At 71.8% G+C, this 17186-nt stretch carries 15 protein-coding genes and 1 riboswitch; of the genes, 11 read left to right on the top strand and 4 right to left on the bottom strand.

Annotated elements, in window-relative coordinates; genetic code table 11:
* The first annotated feature begins 166 nt into the window (after window positions 1-166).
* On the top strand, window positions 167-1582 hold the full coding sequence (locus tag AC3IF3_RS07745; protein WP_489228105.1) for an MFS transporter: 1416 nt from the start codon (window positions 167-169) through the stop codon (window positions 1580-1582).
* 69 nt (window positions 1583-1651) lie between these two features.
* On the top strand, window positions 1652-2449 hold the full coding sequence (locus tag AC3IF3_RS07750; protein WP_489228106.1) for an SDR family NAD(P)-dependent oxidoreductase: 798 nt from the start codon (window positions 1652-1654) through the stop codon (window positions 2447-2449).
* A 258-nt stretch (window positions 2450-2707) separates the two neighbouring features.
* Here AC3IF3_RS07750 and AC3IF3_RS07755 read toward each other — a convergent pair whose 3' ends face one another.
* Window positions 2708-3067, bottom strand: coding sequence for an SWIB/MDM2 domain-containing protein (locus AC3IF3_RS07755; RefSeq protein WP_243973407.1), 360 nt, complete (start codon window positions 3065-3067; stop codon window positions 2708-2710).
* 243 nt (window positions 3068-3310) lie between these two features.
* Between AC3IF3_RS07755 and AC3IF3_RS07760 the strand changes: the two genes are divergently transcribed.
* The 3 genes from AC3IF3_RS07760 to AC3IF3_RS07770 all read left to right on the top strand — a co-directional run bounded on the left by AC3IF3_RS07760 (window position 3311) and on the right by AC3IF3_RS07770 (window position 4497).
* Window positions 3311-3433: a hypothetical protein gene (locus tag AC3IF3_RS07760; protein ID WP_489228108.1), complete on the top strand. Its 123-nt coding sequence runs from the start codon at window positions 3311-3313 to the stop codon at window positions 3431-3433.
* A 49-nt stretch (window positions 3434-3482) separates the two neighbouring features.
* Window positions 3483-3968 carry a DUF2721 domain-containing protein gene (locus AC3IF3_RS07765; RefSeq protein WP_243973406.1) on the top strand — a complete coding sequence of 162 codons (486 nt, stop codon included), beginning with the start codon at window positions 3483-3485 and terminating at the stop codon, window positions 3966-3968.
* A 94-nt stretch (window positions 3969-4062) separates the two neighbouring features.
* A complete protein-coding gene (locus AC3IF3_RS07770) occupies window positions 4063-4497 on the top strand; it encodes a PRC-barrel domain-containing protein (RefSeq protein ID WP_489228110.1) in 435 nt (144 codons plus the stop codon).
* Window positions 4498-4543: 46 nt separating this feature from the next.
* Here the strand turns inward: AC3IF3_RS07770 and AC3IF3_RS07775 are convergent, their stop codons facing one another.
* A complete protein-coding gene (locus tag AC3IF3_RS07775; protein WP_243973404.1) occupies window positions 4544-4951 on the bottom strand; it encodes a hypothetical protein in 408 nt (135 codons plus the stop codon).
* 332 nt (window positions 4952-5283) lie between these two features.
* On the opposite strand from AC3IF3_RS07775, the gene AC3IF3_RS07780 reads away from it, so the two are divergent.
* From AC3IF3_RS07780 to AC3IF3_RS07805, 6 genes are all read left to right on the top strand, one after another.
* Complete coding sequence (locus AC3IF3_RS07780; protein ID WP_489231260.1) at window positions 5284-5949, top strand: PRC-barrel domain-containing protein; 666 nt, start codon at window positions 5284-5286, stop codon at window positions 5947-5949.
* On the top strand, window positions 5946-7313 hold the full coding sequence (locus tag AC3IF3_RS07785; RefSeq protein WP_489228112.1) for an MFS transporter: 1368 nt from the start codon (window positions 5946-5948) through the stop codon (window positions 7311-7313). Before AC3IF3_RS07780 ends, AC3IF3_RS07785 begins: the two co-directional genes overlap by 4 nt.
* 258 nt (window positions 7314-7571) lie before the next feature.
* A complete protein-coding gene (locus tag AC3IF3_RS07790; protein ID WP_489228114.1) occupies window positions 7572-9335 on the top strand; it encodes an ABC transporter ATP-binding protein in 1764 nt (587 codons plus the stop codon).
* Window positions 9336-9455: 120 nt separating this feature from the next.
* Window positions 9456-10385, top strand: a complete 930-nt coding sequence (locus tag AC3IF3_RS07795; RefSeq protein WP_243973401.1) for a glutaminase — start codon at window positions 9456-9458, stop codon at window positions 10383-10385.
* A 181-nt stretch (window positions 10386-10566) separates the two neighbouring features.
* Window positions 10567-11976: an MFS transporter gene (locus AC3IF3_RS07800; RefSeq protein ID WP_489228116.1), complete on the top strand. Its 1410-nt coding sequence runs from the start codon at window positions 10567-10569 to the stop codon at window positions 11974-11976.
* A gap of 219 nt (window positions 11977-12195) precedes the next feature.
* A complete protein-coding gene (locus AC3IF3_RS07805) occupies window positions 12196-13209 on the top strand; it encodes an adenosine kinase (protein WP_489228118.1) in 1014 nt (337 codons plus the stop codon).
* 4 nt (window positions 13210-13213) lie between these two features.
* Here AC3IF3_RS07805 and AC3IF3_RS07810 read toward each other — a convergent pair whose 3' ends face one another.
* Together AC3IF3_RS07810 and AC3IF3_RS07815 are read right to left on the bottom strand one after the other, a co-directional pair.
* Window positions 13214-14185 (bottom strand): NADPH:quinone oxidoreductase family protein, encoded by a 972-nt coding sequence (locus AC3IF3_RS07810; RefSeq protein WP_489228119.1) that lies wholly within the window; start codon window positions 14183-14185, stop codon window positions 13214-13216.
* A gap of 55 nt (window positions 14186-14240) precedes the next feature.
* On the bottom strand, window positions 14241-16328 hold the full coding sequence (locus tag AC3IF3_RS07815) for a hybrid sensor histidine kinase/response regulator (RefSeq protein ID WP_489231261.1): 2088 nt from the start codon (window positions 16326-16328) through the stop codon (window positions 14241-14243).
* A gap of 514 nt (window positions 16329-16842) precedes the next feature.
* Window positions 16843-17040: riboswitch (cobalamin riboswitch) on the top strand.
* Window positions 17041-17186: the final 146 nt, after the last annotated feature.

Genomic DNA, 17186 nt, shown 5'->3' on the forward strand with positions numbered 1-17186 from the left:
CCGCGAACAAACCCGTCCGCGCCGTGACATAGGACACACGACGCCCCTCGACGGCCGGTCCCCCGCGCGCGACAGGGAGCGGCATCCGCGGCGCGTCCCGCGCCCGGACTTCCCCAGCGATCGACGTCACGGGCCCGTCCGGGACGCCGCAGGAGTGCGCGCGATCATGGTGCAGGTCCCGGCCGGTTCAGGCGCCGCCGCCGCTGGGGGCACGCCCGGCAGCTCCCACGACGGCCTGCCGCCGCGTGCGCGGGTCCTCGCCATGGCGGCGATCGGGCTGGCCATGACCATGGCGGTCCTCGACGGGGCCATCGTCAACGTGGCGTTGCCGGTCATGGCCAAGGACCTCGCGGTCAAGCCCGCCGAGGCGATCTTCGTGGTCAACGCCTACCAGATCGCCGTGACCGCGAGCCTCCTGCCCTTCGCGGCCCTGGGCGACATCTTCGGCTTCCGCCGGGTCTACCTGCCGGGCCTGGCGGTCTTCGTCGCCGCCTCGCTCGCCTGCGCGGTGGCACCGAGCCTGCCGCTCCTGATCGCGGGGCGCATCGTCCAGGGGCTCGGGGCCGCGGCGATCATGAGCGTCAATATCGGCTTCGTGCGCTTCATCTATCCGCACCGGATGATCGGCCAGGGCGTCGCCAACGTGGCGCTGGTGGTGGCGGTGGCGTCCGCGGCCGGCCCGACCGTGGCGGCCGCGATCCTCTCGGTGGCGACCTGGCCCTGGCTGTTCCTGGTCAACATCCCGGTGGGCCTCCTGGCGCTGGCGGTGGCCTCCCGGACCCTGCCGGCGACGCCGGCGAGCGGCCGCCCCTTCGATCTCGTCAGCGCCGTGCTCAACGCGCTGACCTTCGGCCTGCTGATCATCGGCATCGACGGGCTGGGCGACCCCGGGGGCCAGGGGATCGCGGCCGCGGAGCTCGTGGGGGCGCTGGTGATCGGCGCGGTGTTCGTGCGGCGCCAGATCCGGCTGCCGGCGCCGCTGCTGCCGGTGGACCTGCTGCGCATCCCGGCCTTCGCCCTGTCGATGGCGACCTCGGTCGCCTCGTTCTGCGCCCAGATGGTCTCCTACGTGGCGCTGCCCTTCTACTTCCAGGACGTGCTGCACCTGTCGAGCACGCAGACCGGCTTCCTGCTCACCCCCTGGCCGATCGCCGTGGCGGTGATGGCGCCCGTGTCGGGGCGCCTCGCCGACCGCTACCCGCCCGGGATCCTCGGCGGGATCGGGCTGGCCATGCTGGCGACCGGCCTCGTCTGCATGACGCGCCTGCCCGACGCGCCCGCCACCCTCGACATCGTCTGGCGCCTGACCCTGTGCGGCCTCGGCTTCGGCCTGTTCCAGTCGCCCAACAACAAGGTCATCGTCACCTCCGCGCCGCGGGAGCGGGCCGGCGGCGCGAGCGGGATGCAGTCGACGGCCCGGCTCACCGGCCAGTCCCTCGGCGCCGCCCTCGTGGCGGTGATCTTCGGCCTGACCCACGGTCAGGGACCCGGCCGGGCCGTGACCCTCTCGCTCTCCTGCGCGGCGGCCCTGTCGGTGATCGGCGGTTGCGCCAGCGTCCTGCGGCGGAGTCGGAGCGGCTAGACGGACGCCTCATGCCACGCCCGGCCCGGGCACGCGTTGTCCCCGAATATCCTGTGCTGGAGCCCTCTGATGGATCTCGATCTCACCGGCCGGAAGGCCCTGGTCACCGGCTCGACCGGCGGCATCGGCTACGCCATCGCCAAGGAACTCTGCGATCTCGGCGCCGAGGTCGGCATCAACGGGCGCACCCCCGAACGGGTCGAGGCGGCCCTCGCCAAGCTGCGGGGCGAGGCGAAGGCGGGCCGGGCCTTCGCGGCCGCGGGGACCGTCGCCACCGCGGAGGGCGTCGCCGCCCTGGTGCGCGCCGTGCCGGACGTGGACATCCTGGTCAACAACACCGGCATCTTCGAGCCAAAGCCGTTCTTCGAGATCCCGGACGAAGACTGGCAGCGCTTCTTCGAGGTGAACGTGATGAGCGGCGTGCGCCTGTCGCGGGCCTATACGCCCGGCATGGCCGCGCGCGGCTGGGGACGGGTGATCTTCATCTCCAGCGAGTCCGGCCTCAACACGCCGACCGAGATGGTCCATTACGGGATGACCAAGACCGCGCAGCTCGCGATCTCCCGCGGCCTCGCCCAGACGGTCGCGGGGAGCGGCGTGACCGTCAACAGCGTGCTGCCGGGCCCGACCCTGTCGGAGGGCGTGGCAGACTTCATGATCCAGATGGCCGGAGGCAAGGCCGACGCCGACCTCGACGCCATGGGCCGCGCCTTCGTGGCCGAGCACCGCCCCTCCTCGCTGATCAAGCGCCTCGCGCGGGTCGAGGAGGTGGCGAACCTGGTCGCCTATCTCTGCAGCCCGGCGGCGAGCGCCACGACCGGGGCGGCGCTGCGGGTCGATGGCGGCGTCGTGCAGGGCATCGCCTAAGCGGCGCTGCTTCAGGCGCGTGTTCGCGTCCAGGGTCCGGCGCCGGTCAGCGGGAGGCGGGCCGCGATCCGGACCCGTCGAGGGCACCTCGCGGCGCGGCTCGTCCGGTCGGACCTGCGGGTCTGGATCCCTGGCTGGGACCTGGCTGGGATTTGCGGCGCCCTGCGAAAACCGGGTGCCGGCCCGTCCCTGCGCCGACGCGTGTGCTCCTAGAGCCGAAGGTCCGGGCCTTCGACCGGGCAAGGCTCTAGGGAGCGATCAGGCCTTGAGATGCGCAGCGAGATGCTTGTTCATCTCGAACATCGAGCACTTGTCCTTGCCGAAGACCTTCTTCAGCTTGTCGTCGGCCACGATCTCGCGCTTGTTCTCGGGATTCTGAAGGTTGTGCTTCTTGATGTAGTCCCACACCTTGCTGACCACTTCGCCGCGCGGCAGCGGGCTGGTACCGACGATCGCGCCGAGCTCGGCCGAGGGCTTCAGCGGCTGCTGCAGGGCGTTCGGCTTGGCGCCGGCGGCCTTGGCGGCGACGGGCTTGGCAGCCTTGGCCGGAGCGGCCTTCTCTTCAGTCTTGGTGGTCTTGGCCGCCTTGGGCGCAGCCTTCTCGGTCTTTGTGGCCATCTACTTCCTCCGGTTCTCGGGCCGCAGGCCGGGGCAAGATCACCCCACGGCCGAGCCAGCATAGCAGCAACTAAGCGGTGCCGCTGCTGTTCCAAGGGGAAATCGCCTCCGCGGGCCCCTCATCCACAAGGCAGGCGCGGAAAACCGCACCGGAAGCGCCGGGTCGGCACGCTCACGAAGATTATTGACCGGATCGAGCCGCGCGAAACCTGCTCTTAATAAACTTCCGCCTGAAGTACAGTCATGTTCGCCCCAGCTCTCACACTCGCGCTTCTGCTCGCCGCCGCGCTCGTCACTGGTCTCGGACTCAGCATCCGCGCCGAGCCGGCCGCATCGGGCATGGAACCCGGCCGCGGCCTGATCTGAGCGGCCCGGGATTGCGGGAACGGTCGACCCGGTGCATCTGCCCGGCGTCATGACCGATCCGATCACCCCCGCGAACCTCGAAAGCACGGCCCATGTCGTCCAGGTCGCCCTGAGCCCCGTCTTCCTGCTGTCCGGCATCGCGACGCTGCTCAACGTCTTTGGCGCGCGGCTCGCCCGGGTGGCGGATCAGGCCGAGCACGTCTCCGGCCTGCTCGCCGGCGCCGGGGATGCGGAGCGCGTCCGCCTGGGCGCCCGCCTCGACCGCCTGCACCGGCGCTCGCTGGCCCTGGACGCCGCGGTGTTCCTGGCCGCCCTCGGGGGCGTCGCGACCTGCGGCGCGGTGCTGACGCTGTTCGTCGGGGCCCTGCGCGACGCGACCGTGGCGACGCTGCTGTTCGGCCTGTTCGGCGCGGCGATCCTGTGCACCCTGTGTGCCCTCGTCGCCTTCGGCTTCGAGATGCTCCTCGCCAGCCGCACCGTCCGCGACCGGGTCAGCGAGCGGCGCGCCCGTGCCGGCATCCCGGCCGAGTCCTGACCGCCCGCCGCGCGGAACCCGGCGCCCTCGGCCCGCTTGGTTCGCAGGATCAACGGGATGCGGGCCGTACCGCATCCGGCGAGCGGGAGTGATCATGCCGACGGACCTGCCCAACGAACGCGCCGTGAGGAAGCCCGGAACCCTGGAACTCGACCCCGCCGGCGAGGGGCTCGCCATCGACGAGACCGCCCGGCTCATCGCCTCGAACAAGGTCGAGGGAACGGCCGTCTACGACCATACCGGCCGCCATCTCGGGGCCGTCCACAATTTCATGGTCGACAAGGTCTCCGGGCAGGTCGCCTACGCGGTGCTGGCCTTCGGGGGCTTCCTGGGTCTGGGCGAGGCCCATCATCCCCTGCCGTGGAAGGCTTTGACCTACAGCCCCGACCTCGGGGGCTACGTGGTCGATATCGACCCGGGCGCCCTCGCCGGCGCACCGAGCCACGGGGCGGGCGAGGACGGATTCGCGGACCCGACCTATCGCGGCCGGATCGAGGATTATTACGGCCTGCGCGCGCCGACGGCGTGACCGGCCGCGCCCCGGCGCCGGAGCGGATTGCTCCGGCGCCGGGGGCTCAGAACTTCCCGCCGAGGCCGACGGAGCCGCCGGGCGCCATCATCGGCCCCATCGAGCCGCTGCTGCCGCTGCCCGCGACCGCGCCGTTGCCGCCGTCGAGATCCTCGCGCCGGATGCGGCGCTCACCCGCATCGGCGGACCGGGTCGCGCCGCCGGCGGTCTTCGGGAGGTCCAGCTGCCGCGTCGGCGCGGTCTGAAGCGGCTGTCCGTCGGCATCCGCCGGGGCGTTGCGCGCCTCGCGGTTGGGCAGGGCACCGCGCATGGAGGGCGGGAGCCCGACATCGGACGCCGGCATCACGCCGCCGCCCCCGCCGAGCGCCTGACAGCCGGCCATGAGGCCGGCCAGGGCGACGCCGAGCGCGAGTCCGCGCACCGTGGCGCAGCGCGACGAGGGGAGGGTCGACATCGTGCAGTCCTCGAAAGGGCCGCGTTGGTCTCCGCGGCTCGCATGGCTTATCGGCCGCTGTCTACGCCGCGGTTGCGGCGAAAACCAGACATCCGCGCTGCCGCCGGTTCCGTGTCTCCCGTCGGGCGCCCCCGCGCGCAGGCCGGCCCGGACCTTGCGGCCCGGCCGCCCGGGTCCATAACTTCGCCCAGGTCCTGCGGCACGACGGCCATCCGCAGGCAGGGTCCTGCCGGCGGCGGGCCCGGACCCGGCCGACATGGTCGCGGTTGCGCCGGCGCACCGGCTCGGCCCGGCCTTTCCTCAGAGGACGACGCGTGTTCAGAACCAACCGGATGATCGCGGCCGTGACGCTCGCCCTCTGGGCGTCGGGAGCCGCGGCGCAGGTCCAGCCCAACGGGAGCGACGGCGCGTCCGGCCAAGCCCCGCCGCAGGCCCCTGCGGCGAGTCCGGCCCCTCCGGCGAGTCCGGCCCCGGTCGCTCCCGCGGCCCCGGCGCCGACCCCGCCCGTCGCCGCGGGGACGCCGGCGCCGCAGCAGGGCACCCCGGCCACCGTCCTGGACACCCAGGATTACGAGAGCCTGCTCGGCCGCAGCGTGCGCAGCGCCGGGGGCGACGAGCTGGGGCGGGTGATCGACATCATCATCGACAAGGAGGGGCATCCGCGCGCCGCGATCATCGATTTCGGCGGCTTCCTCGGGGTCGGCACCCGGAAGATCGCGGTCGATTGGCGCGCCCTGCGCTTCACGCCGGACGGCGGCAAGGAGCGCAAGCTGTCGGTGGCGCTGACCCGCAACCAGGTCCGCGTCTCGCCCGAGTACAAGGCGGGCGAGCCGATCGTGGTGCTGGGCCCCGCCAGCCCGGCCGCCCCCTCGGTCGAGGGCGATCAGGCCGCCGCGCCGGTGGCCGCCCCGGGGGCACCCGCCGTGGCGCCGACGGTTCCGGCGGCGACGGTCCCGACCCCGCCCGCCGGCGCTCCGGAGAAGGCGCCGGACAAATGACGGTGGCCCGATTGAAGGTACGAACCGTCGTCTCCCATCGCGAGCGCGAGATGCCCAGGCCGGACATCCGCGCGCGTGTCGTGCGCCTGAAGGATCAGACGGCCGAGCCCCCGCGCGCGCCGGCGCAGGCGACCGGGGCCGCCGTGGCCGGGCATGCGGCCTCGCCGGCGAGCCGCCACGGCCTCGACGCCTTCGCGTTCTTCGTGGCCAACCTGCAGACCGGCTTCGGGCCGTTCCTGGCCGTCTACTTCTCGCAGGCCAAGTGGACCCAGTCCGATATCGGCTTCGCCCTCACCGTGGGCAGCTTGGTCGCCCTGCTCGGCCAGGTTCCGGGCGGGGCATTCGTGGACATCGTCCGCTCGAAGCGCTTCGCCGCCGCGGTGGCGGTGATCGGCATCGCCGGCAGCGCCTTCGCCCTGGCGGTCTGGCCGAGCTTCCCGGTGGTGCTTCTGGCGATGGCGATCCATTCGGGGGCGAGCTGCGTGCTGACGCCCGCCATCGCGGCGATCAGCATCGGCCTGGTCGGGCGCGCCCATGCGGGGGAGCGCCTTGGCCGCAACGCGAGCTTCGCGGCCCTGGGCAACGCGCTGGGCGCCGCCGGGATGGGGGCCATCGGCTATTACCTGTCGAACGGTGCGGTCTTCTACCTGACGGCGGCCCTGGGCATCCCGACGGTGATCGCCCTCGCCCGCATCCGCGCCCGGGATATCGATCCCGAGGTGCTCAAGGAGCCGGCCAGGCCCGAGGCGGAGCGCGCCGCCGGGCGGGATGGGATCCGGGCCCTGCTGACCAACCGCGGGCTCCTGAGCTTCTCGGCCTGCATGGTGCTGTTCTTCCTGGCCAACGCCGCGATGCTGCCCCTCGTGGGCAGCGTCCTGACCCTGCGGGCGAGCGAGACCGCGACCGCGCTGGTCGCGGCCTGCATCATGGTCCCGCAGGCGGTGCTGGCGGTCAGCGCCCCCGCGGTCGGGCGGGCGGCCGAGCGGTTCGGCCGCTATCCGGTGCTGCTGTTCGGCTTCGGCGCGCTCCCCGTGCGCGGCCTGATGCTCGCCTACACGACCAACCCCTACGGTCTCGTCGCCGTGCAGGTCCTCGACGGGATCTCGGCCTCCGTCCTCGGGGTGATGGTGCCGCTCATCGTCTCGGACCTCACCCGCGGGACCGGGCGCTTCAACCTCGCGCTGGGCGCGGTCGGCACCGCCATGGGCATCGGCGCCGCCCTCTCGACCTCCCTGGCCGGGATCATGGCCGACCGCCTCGGCAGCCACAGCGCCTTCCTAGGGCTCGCCTGCATGGGTTTCGCGGCCTTCCTGCTGGTGGCGCTGATCATGCCCGAGACACGTCAGACGGAGACCGCGGCCTGATACCGGACCCTGATGCGCCTGACTCAGCGCGGTCCGCCCGCGCGACCCGGTCTGAAGGCCTGCGGCACCGGATTCGCTTGGGTGTTTCCCGGCCGCTCAAGCGGCGTTCAGGTTTGACGGATAAAAGCGCACGGGAGGTGCGGCCTGGTGCAACATATGGCAACGCTCTCGCGTTGCCGCTGCGGGTTCGACTGCGCCCGCGCTGCACTCCGCCTTGCCCGTAAGCCAAAGCCGCGCGAATACGGAATGGTCACCGCGATGGAAGAGCTGCACCGATACGCCGACAGGCCGTTCGCCTTCGTCGGGCGGTATCTCCGCCGCCGCTGGCTGCCCCACCTGGTGATCCTGGTCTCGGTGCTCGGCGCCGTGGGCTTCTCGGTCTCCACCGATTACGCGCTCAAGGGCGTGGTCGACGCCCTGACCAAGGGGCCGGGCAACACCGTGGTGTGGAGCGCGCTCACGGTCCTGATCGCCTTCATCGCCGCCGACAACATGCTGTGGCGCGTCGCGGCGCTGACCGGCGCCTTCACCTTCGTGGGCGTGACCGGCGACATCCGCCGCGACCTGTTCCGGCACATGACCGGCCATTCCCCGACCTTCTTCTCGGACCGCCAGCCCGGCACCCTGGCGTCGCGCATCACGGCGACCTCGAACGCGATCTTCACGGTCGAGAACATGTTCGTGTTCAACGTGATGCCGCCCACCGTCGCGGCCTTCGGGTCGATCGGCTACATCGCCACGGTCAACACCACGATGGCGGGGATCCTGGCGGGCGTGTTCGCCGCGGTCGTCGTGCTGATGTTCAAGATGGCCTCGGCCGGCAAGCCGCTGCACCACGACTTCGCCGCCAAGGCGGCCTCCGTGGACGGCGAGATGGTCGATCTCGTCGGCAACATGTCGCTGGTACGCGCCTTCTCGGCCTTCAAGCGCGAGGGCCAGCGCTTCGAGGGCACGATCGGCACCGAGATGCGGGCCCGCCGCTCGTCGCTGCTCTATCTGGAGAAGCTGCGGATCGTGCACGCGGTGCTCACCGTGCTCGCCGTGTTCGGCCTGCTCTACTGGGCGATCCAGATGTGGGAGTCCGGCCAAGCGACCAACGGCCAGGTCGTGCTGGTCTGCACCCTCGGCATCCGCATCCTCGCCGCCACCCGCGACCTCGCGGTCGCCCTGGTGGACGCGACGCAGCACACCGCCCGCCTGGCCGAGGCCCTGCACACGCTGCTCCAGCCCCACGACCTCGTCGACCATCCGGAGGCCGAGCCGCTCACCGGCCAAGGCGCGAAGATCGCGTTCGACCACGTCGCCTTCAATTACCCGGACGGACGCCCGGTCTTCACGGATTTCGATCTCGTCATCGAGCCCGGCGAGAAGGTCGGCCTCGTCGGCAAGTCGGGGGGCGGCAAGTCGACCCTGTTCTCGCTGCTCCAGCGCTTCTACGACGTGCAGAGCGGGGCGATCCGCATCAACGGCCAGAAGATCGAGCGGGTGACGCAGGACTCCCTGCGCGAGGCGATCACGGTGGTGCCCCAGGACGTCTCGATGTTCCACCGCTCCCTGCGCGAGAACATCCGCTACGGCAGGCCCGACGCCACCGACGACGAGGTCTGGCAGGCGGCCGAGGCGGCCCATTGCACGGATTTCATCAAGGCCCTGCCAGAGGGCTTCGACACGATCGTGGGTGACCGCGGTGTCAAGCTCTCGGGCGGCCAGCGCCAGCGCATCGCCATCGCCCGGGCGATCCTCAAGAACTCGCCGATCCTGCTCCTCGACGAGGCGACCTCCGCCCTCGATGCGGAATCCGAGCAGGCGATCCGGCACGCGCTCGCCAACCTGATGACCGGCCGGACAGTCATCGCCATCGCCCACCGTCTCTCGACGCTGCAGGATTTCGACCGGATCGTCGTGCTGGAAGGCGGCCGCATCATCCAGGACGGGTCGCCCGACAAGCTGACCCATCTCGACGGCTTCTTCCGGGAGCTGATGAAGAAGGAATCCATGACCGGAGCGCTCGCGGCCGCCTGAGGGCGGCCGATCCGGGCCCCTCCCCGCGCGACGGCCGGACCGGACCTTGCATCGCCCGAGACGACCGCAAGCCGGCCCGGATCCGCCGCGGCCGTTGCCTCTCGCCGCCCGAGCCCGACCGTGCCCGACCTCGCCCTCGTCATCCGGGACATCTCCGAGGAGATGGCCCAGCGTCCCGACCGGGGCGCGGTCGCCGACTACATCCCCGAACTCGCGGGCATCGACCCGAACCAGTTCGGCATCGCGGTGATCGACGGCGAGGGTCAGGTCTTCACCGGCGGCGACAGCGAGACGCCGTTCTCGATCCAGAGCGTCTCCAAGGTCTTCACCCTGACCCTGGCGCTCGGCATGGTCGGCGACCGGCTGTGGCGGCGGGTCGGGCGGGAGCCGTCGGGCAACCCGTTCAACTCCATCGTCCAGCTGGAGCGGGAGCGCGGGGTGCCGCGCAACCCCTTCATCAACGCCGGCGCCATCGCGGTGACCGACCTGATCCTCTCCGGCCACGAGCCCCGCGAGGCCCTGGGCGAGATCCTGCGCTTCCTGCAGTTCCTGGCCCAGGATCCCACCATCGCCATCGACGAGCGGGTGGCGGCCTCGGAGAAGCGCACCGGCTTCCGCAACACCGCGCTCGCCAACTACATGAAGTCCTTCGGGGTCATCGAGAATCCGGTGGACTACACGCTGGGCGTCTATTTCCACCACTGCGCCATCGCGATGAACTGCCGCCAGCTCGCCACGGCCGGGCGGTTCCTGGCCCATAACGGCCGCAACCCGGCGACCGGCCATTCGGTGGTCTCGGCGGAGCGGGCGCGCCGCATCAACGCGATCATGCTGACCTGCGGCCATTACGACGGCTCGGGGGAGTTCGCCTACCGGGTCGGCCTGCCCGGCAAGAGCGGTGTCGGCGGCGGCATCCTGGCGGTGGCGCCCGGCAAGGCCTCGATCGCCGTCTGGGCCCCGGGCCTCGACACGGCGGGCAATTCCCATCTCGGCCGCGTCGCCCTGGAGCAGCTGACCCAGCGGATGGGCTGGTCGGTGTTCGGGGTCTGAGGGCCGGTTTGACCGGTCTCTCCCGTCTCGACCGCATCCTGAAGTGGCGTAACTTCGGTCAAGACCGGCACGCGATGGCAACCGCGCAGTCAAGCAGGCTCTGAGGCGCAGCTTGCGCCGCGGAGGGTTCCGCGGCACTGCGCCGGGGCGTCGATCCGGCGCCTGAGGGGGACGTGGCACCATGGCGACGATCACGGCGGCACGGGTGTCGGCCAGCGATCTCGATCCCGGCACCCTCCTCGCCCGCCTGGACCGCCTGCCCGCGACGCGGACGATCTGGCGCCTCGTGGCGCTGCTGGGCCTCGGCTTCTTCTTCGAACTCTACGACCTGCTGTTCACCGGCTACGTCGCCCCGGGGCTGGTGAGGGCCGGGATCCTCACGCCGACCACCCCGGGCCTGTTCGGGGCGAGCGGGGTCGCGAGCTTCGTGGCCGCCCTGTTCACAGGGCTGTTCATCGGCACCCTGGCGTGCGGCTGGCTCGCCGACCGGTTCGGGCGCCGGGCGATCTTCACGGGGTCGCTCCTCGCCTACACGGCGGCCAACGTCGCGATGGCCTGCCAGACCGAGGCGTTCGGGCTCAACCTCTGGCGGCTCGTCGCCGGGATCGGCCTCGGCCTGGAGATGGTGACGATCGGCAGCTACCTCTCGGAACTGGTGCCGAAGGCGATCCGCGGCCGCGCCTTCGCCCTGTGTCAGGGCATCGGCTTCACCGCGGTGCCGGTGGTGGCGTTCCTGTCCTACCTGCTGATCCCGACGGCCCCGCTCGGCATCGACGGCTGGCGCTGGGTCGTGCTGATCGGCGCCTCGGCGGCCCTCGTGGTCTGGTGGATGCGCGCGGGCCTTCCGGAGAGTCCGCGCTGGCTCGTGGAGCACGGACGGCTGGCGGAGGCCGAGGCGATCCTGCGGAGGCTGGAGGCGCAGATCGCCGCCGAGACCGGCCGGCCGCTGCCGCCGCCGGCGGCGCCGGACCCGGTCCATCCGCGCGGCGCCTTCCGCGACCTGTGGAGGCCGCCCTACCGGCGCCGGGCGCTGATGATGGCGGGCTTCAACGTCTTCCAGACGGTGGGCTTCTACGGCTTCGCCAACTGGGTGCCGACCCTGCTGGTGGCGCAGGGCATCACGGTGACCTCAAGCCTCGCCTACACAGCGCTGATCGCGCTCGCCGCCCCGATCGGGCCGCTGATCGGCCTCGCCATCGCCGATCGGTTCGAGCGCAAGCATGTCATCGTGGCCGCCGCCCTCGTCTACATCGCCTGCGGGCTGGTCTTCGCGCGGACCCGAGAGGTCGGCGCCATCGTGGCGCTGGGGATCGGGCTGACGCTCGCCTCCAACGTGATGTCGTACAGTTTCCACGCCTATCAGGCCGAACTGTTCCCCACCGGCATCCGCGCCCGGGCGGTGGGCTTCGTCTATTCCTGGAGCCGCTTCTCGGCGATCTTCACGGGGTTCGTCATCGCCTTCGTGCTGCGCGAGGCCGGCACCCCGGGGGTGTTCCTGTTCATCTCCGCGGCGATGCTGGTGGCCGGGCTGCTCGTGGGCCTGCTCGGGCCGCGCACCCGCGACGTGGCGCTGGAGAAGATCGCGGGGTAATGCCGGCCGCCGCGCGATGCCGAATCCATCATCGCCGTGGGCAAGGGCGGGGGGTCGAGACCCATATCGTCTCGGCGGGCATGCTGGACCTGAGGCCGCCCGGCCTGCGCCTGCCCGCCGCCGATCTGTTCGCCGATCTGCCGCCCCCCGCAGATCCCGCGGCTTGATCCCACCCGAGGCGGATGCCACAGCGTCGAGAACGCCAATCAGGACGCCCCGATGACAGCCTCCCTCGATCTCCTCGTGCTCGGCAACGCCATCGTCGACGTGATCGCCCGCGCCGACGACGCCTTCCTGGCCGAACAGGGCGTCACCAAGGGCGCGATGCAGCTCATCGACGAGCCCCGGGCGGAGGCCCTGTTCCAGGCCATGGGACAGGCCACGATCGTGTCGGGCGGCTCGGGGGCGAACACCGCGGTCGGGGCGGCGCTCCTCGGCGCCAGGACCGGCTTCGTCGGCAAGGTCCGGGACGACGCGCTCGGCGGCCTGTTCGGCCATGACCTCAAGGCCACCGGGGTCGACTTCACCGTCCCGGAGGCGAAGGACGGGCCGGCCACGGCCCGCTGCCTCATCCTGGTGACGCCGGACGGCGAGCGCACCATGAGCACCTATCTCGGCGCCTGCCAGGGACTCGGCCCGGACGATGTCGACAAGGCCCTCGTGAGTTCCGCGCGGGTGGTCTATCTCGAAGGCTATCTCTGGGATCCGCCCGCCGCCAAGGAGGCCTTCCGCAAGGCCGCCGAGATCGCCCACCAGGCCGGCAACGCCGTGGCGCTGACCCTGTCGGACGCGTTCTGCGTCGGCCGCTACCGGGACGAGTTCCTGGGCCTCGTGCGCGACGGCAGCGTCGACATCCTGTTCGCCAACATGGGCGAGCTCCAGAGCCTCTACCAGACCGACGATCCCGAGGCCGCCGTGGCGGCGCTGCGCGACGAGCGCAACGCCCGGGGCCGGCACCTGCTCGGCCTCGTCACCCGCTCGGCGGACGGCGCCCTGGTGGTGCAGGGCGGCGAGGTCCGCGCCGTCGAGGCGAGCCCGGTGCGCGCGGTGGTGGACACGACCGGGGCCGGCGACCTGTTCGCGGCCGGCTTCCTGGCCGGCCACGCCCGCGGCCTCGACAACGTCGCCAGCGCCCGCCTCGGCGCCCTGGCGGCGGCCGAGGTGATCCAGCATATCGGCGCCCGCCCGCAGGCCGACCTGGTCGGCCTGGCCCGGGAGCGCGGCCTGCTCTGAGGCGTCAGGGCCGCAGCAGCACCTTGCCCACCGCCGCCCGCCGGGTCAGCAGGCCGAAGGCCTCGGGGAACTCCGCCAGGGGGTAGGTGCCATGCACCTGCGCGGTGAGCTTGCCCTCGGCGACCCAGTCGAGGAGCCGGCGCTGGTCGGCCCGGTGCGCCTCCGGCTCGCGATCCAGGAAGGCGCCCCAGTGGACGCCCTGCACGTCGAGCTCCTTCAGGAGCATCAGGTTGAGCGGCAGCCGCGGGATGCCGCCGGCCGCGAAGCCGACCACGAGGTAGCGCCCGCGCCAGCCGAGCGCCCGCAGGGCCGGCTCGGCATAGGCGTCGCCGACGGCGTCGTAGACCACGTCGACCCCGCCCCCGGAGATCCGGCGCAGCTCGTCCTTCAGGGTCGCGGGATCGTAGACCAGGCCCGCCTCGGCCCCGTGGGCCCGGGCGACCGCGAGCTTCTCCTCCGAGGAGGCGCAGGCGATGACCCGGGCGCCCATCAGCCGTCCGAGTTCCACGGCGGCGAGGCCAACGCCCCCGGAGGCGCCGAGCACCGCGAGCCACTCCCCGGGCTGCAGGCGCGCCCGGTTGGCCAGCGCATGGAGCGAGGTGCCGTAGGTGATGGTGAGCCCGGCCGCCTGTTCGTCCGGCACCCCGTCCGGCACCGGCGTGAGCCGGCCGGCATCGATCGCGATCAACTCGGCGCAGCAGCCGTGCCCGGCATGGACGATCACCCGGTCGCCCACGGCGACGCCGGAGGCCCCCTCCCCCAGCGCCTCGACCACGCCGACCCCTTCGCCGCCCGGCGAGAACGGCAGCGGCGGCTTCACCTGGTAGCGCCCGGCCACGATCAGCGTGTCGAAGAAGTTCAGCGCCGCCAGCCGGATCCGCACCAGGGCCTGCCCGGGCCCCGGGACCGGATCGGGCCGCGCGGCGATCTCCAGATGCTCCGGCCCGTCGAGCCTCGTGCACAGCAGCGCCCGCATCGCGTTCTCTCCTCCCCGGCCTTTCGTGCCGATGAGGCCCGATCCGGCCGCGCGGTCAAGCCGTCCCGATCATCTCGCGGATGCGCGCCCCCAGCACCTCGACCACGAACGGCTTGGTGATCACCTGCATGCCGGGGGCGAGCTGGCCGCTGCCGAGCACCGTCGCCTCCGCGTAGCCGGTGATGAACAGCACCTTGAGCCCCGGGCGCTTCTCCCGGCCGGCCTCGGCCATCTGGCGGCCGTTCATGCCGCCGGGCAGCCCGACATCGGTGACCAGCAGGTCGATGCGCACGTCCGATTGCAGGACCTTGAGGCCGGCGCCGCCGTCGGCGGCCTCGATCGCCGTGTAGCCGAGATCCTCCAGCACCTCCGTCACCAGCATCCGGACGGTGGGCTCGTCGTCGACGACCAGGACGGTCTCCCCCGGGGCGGCGCGGGGCGGTGCGCCGATCGCCGCGTGCGCCTCCTCCTCCGGCACCGCGCCGGCGTGGCGGGGCAGGTGGAGGCAGACCGTGGTGCCCCGGCCGACCTCCGAGACGATCCGCACCTGGCCGCCCGATTGCTGCGCGAAGCCGTAGATCATCGACAGGCCGAGGCCGGTGCCCTGCCCCAGCGGCTTGGTGGTGAAGAACGGCTCGAACACCCGGTCGACGATCTCCGGCGCCATGCCGGTGCCGGTATCGGCGACGCAGAGCGAGAGATACGGCCCCGGCGGCATGTCGTGGTGCCGGGCGGCAGGCGCGTCCAGCCGGGCATTGGCGGTCTCGATGGTGATCCGCCCGCCCTCGGGCATCGCGTCCCGGGCATTGATGCACAGGTTGAGCAGCGCGTTCTCGAGCTGCGGCGGGTCGACCAGGGTCAGCCACAGGCCGGGGGCGGCGATCACCTCAACGACCACCGCCGGTCCCACGGTGCGCCGGATCAGCTCCTCCATGCCGGCGACGAGGCGGTTCACGTCGGTGGGCTTCGGGTCGAGGGTCTGGCGGCGCGAGAAGGCGAGCAGCCGGTGCGTCAGGGCGGCGGCGCGCTTGGACGCGCCCTGGGCGGCGTTGATGTAGCGGTCGACATCCATCATCCGGCCCTGGCTGAGCCGGGTCTGGATCAGCTCCAGCGAGCCGGAGATGCCGGCCAGCAGGTTGTTGAAATCGTGGGCGAGGCCGCCGGTGAGCTGGCCCACCGCCTCCATCTTCTGCGATTGCCGCAGGGCCTCCTCGGCGGCCGCCAGGGCGTCGGCGCGCTCGCGCTCGGCGGTGAAGTCGCGCCCGACCGCGTTGATCACGCCGTCGCCGGGCCGGGCCGCCCAGCTGATCCAGCGGTAGCTGCCGTCCCGGTGGCGATAGCGGTTGTCGAAGCGCGCGAGGCGCTCGCCCGCCGAGAGTTGCTCCGCCCCCGCGATCGTGCGCGCCAGATCGTCCGGGTGGACGAAGTCGATCAGCTTGGTGCCGACGAGGGCGTCCGCGCCCCAGCCCAGCACCTCGGTCCAGGCCGGGTTCACCGCGGTGATCGTGCCGTCGAACAGGCAGCGGAGCATCATGTCGGAGGAGAGCGTCCACAGGGCGTTGCGGTCGGCGGTCCGCTCCGCGACCTGCTGCGCCAGGGTGGCGTTGAGGCTGCCGAGTTCCGCAAGCGCAGTCTCGAGCTGGGCCCGGCTTTCGGTGAGGGCGGCGTCGGCCAGCACCCGCCCGGTGGTCTCGTTGGTGAGGATGAACAGCCCGGCGACACCGCCCACGGCATCGAGCACCCGCGAATACGAGAAGGTCCACCACGTCTCCCGGGCGCCCCGGTCGGTGTCGAGCTGCCACGGCAGGTCGACGAACCGCTCCGGCCGGCCCTCCAGGGCGGCCGCGATGATCGGCCCGGCCTGCTCCCAGGCATCGGCCCAGACGGCGTCGAACCGCGCCCCCATGGCCCAGGGCAGCCGTGGCCCCAGCAGCGGGAAGTAGGTGTCGTTGAAGAAGAAATGGAGATCGGGGCCCCAGGCCAGGATCATCGATTCCGGCGAGTTGAGCACGAGCGAGAGCGCCGCCCGGAACTCCGCCGGCCAGGTCTCCGGGGGGCCGAGGGGGTGGCCGGTCCAGTCGCGCGCGCGGATCATGCGCGCCGCTTCGCCGCCGCCGGCGAGGAAGGAGAGGGGGTCGGTCACGAGTTCGGAATGCAGCATGTCATGGGCGTACGGCGTATGACTGCCTTTGGCGGCATCTCCAAGATGCCGCTCGCGGTTCGAGGACGTCGTTACAGAACGCCGTCTTTGCGAGCGGAGCGAGGCAACTTAGGGCAGCGGGACCTTCGTGAGCGTGGCGCCGACTGGATGGCTTCGCGCCGCTCGCAAAGACGGTCGGGCCGAGCTTCGATCCAACCAGCTTCCTAAAGCCTGAACCCAATTAGCTTAAGCATGTAATGACTGCTCGCGACCCAACCCAGCCGCCGGGAACGTCGTTTGCGTTTCTCCAAAGCAGTCGTTCGCCGGACCTCAATCAACTTCGGCTCAGGGGGGACAGCGGAAGTTGGCTCGACATCCGGAAGCGGACCCCGGCATGAGCCTGTTCTAGTCCCATCGGCAGCGATCGGCCACTCGCAAAGGCGATTTCCGGAATGCAGCCAAAAGGGCACACACCACAGGAACCCGTCTCGTCGCGTTGACCGAGTGTCGGCCGATCACCTAGCCTGACCGTGACGGTTCCCCTCGGGGATCAAAAGGGAACGCGGTGAGGAGCTTGCTCCGAGGCCGCGGCTGCCCCCGCAACTGTAAGCGGCGAGCCCAGCACCACCGCGTCACTGGATGAGCCTCATCCGGGAAGACGGTGCGAGGGCGACGACCCGCGAGCCAGGAGACCTGCCGTCAGCCGTGGTCACACGCGAAACGCGCCGGGCGGGGTGTCCTGGCGGGTGCCGAGACGCTCGTGCCCGTGCGCGATCGGCGAGGCTTCATTCGCGGTGACGTGCCACTGCCGTCGCCCGAGGTCCCGTGTCTCATCGTCCGACCACCCGAACGCTCGCGACC

The organism is Methylobacterium sp. J-118 (assembly GCF_057836565.1).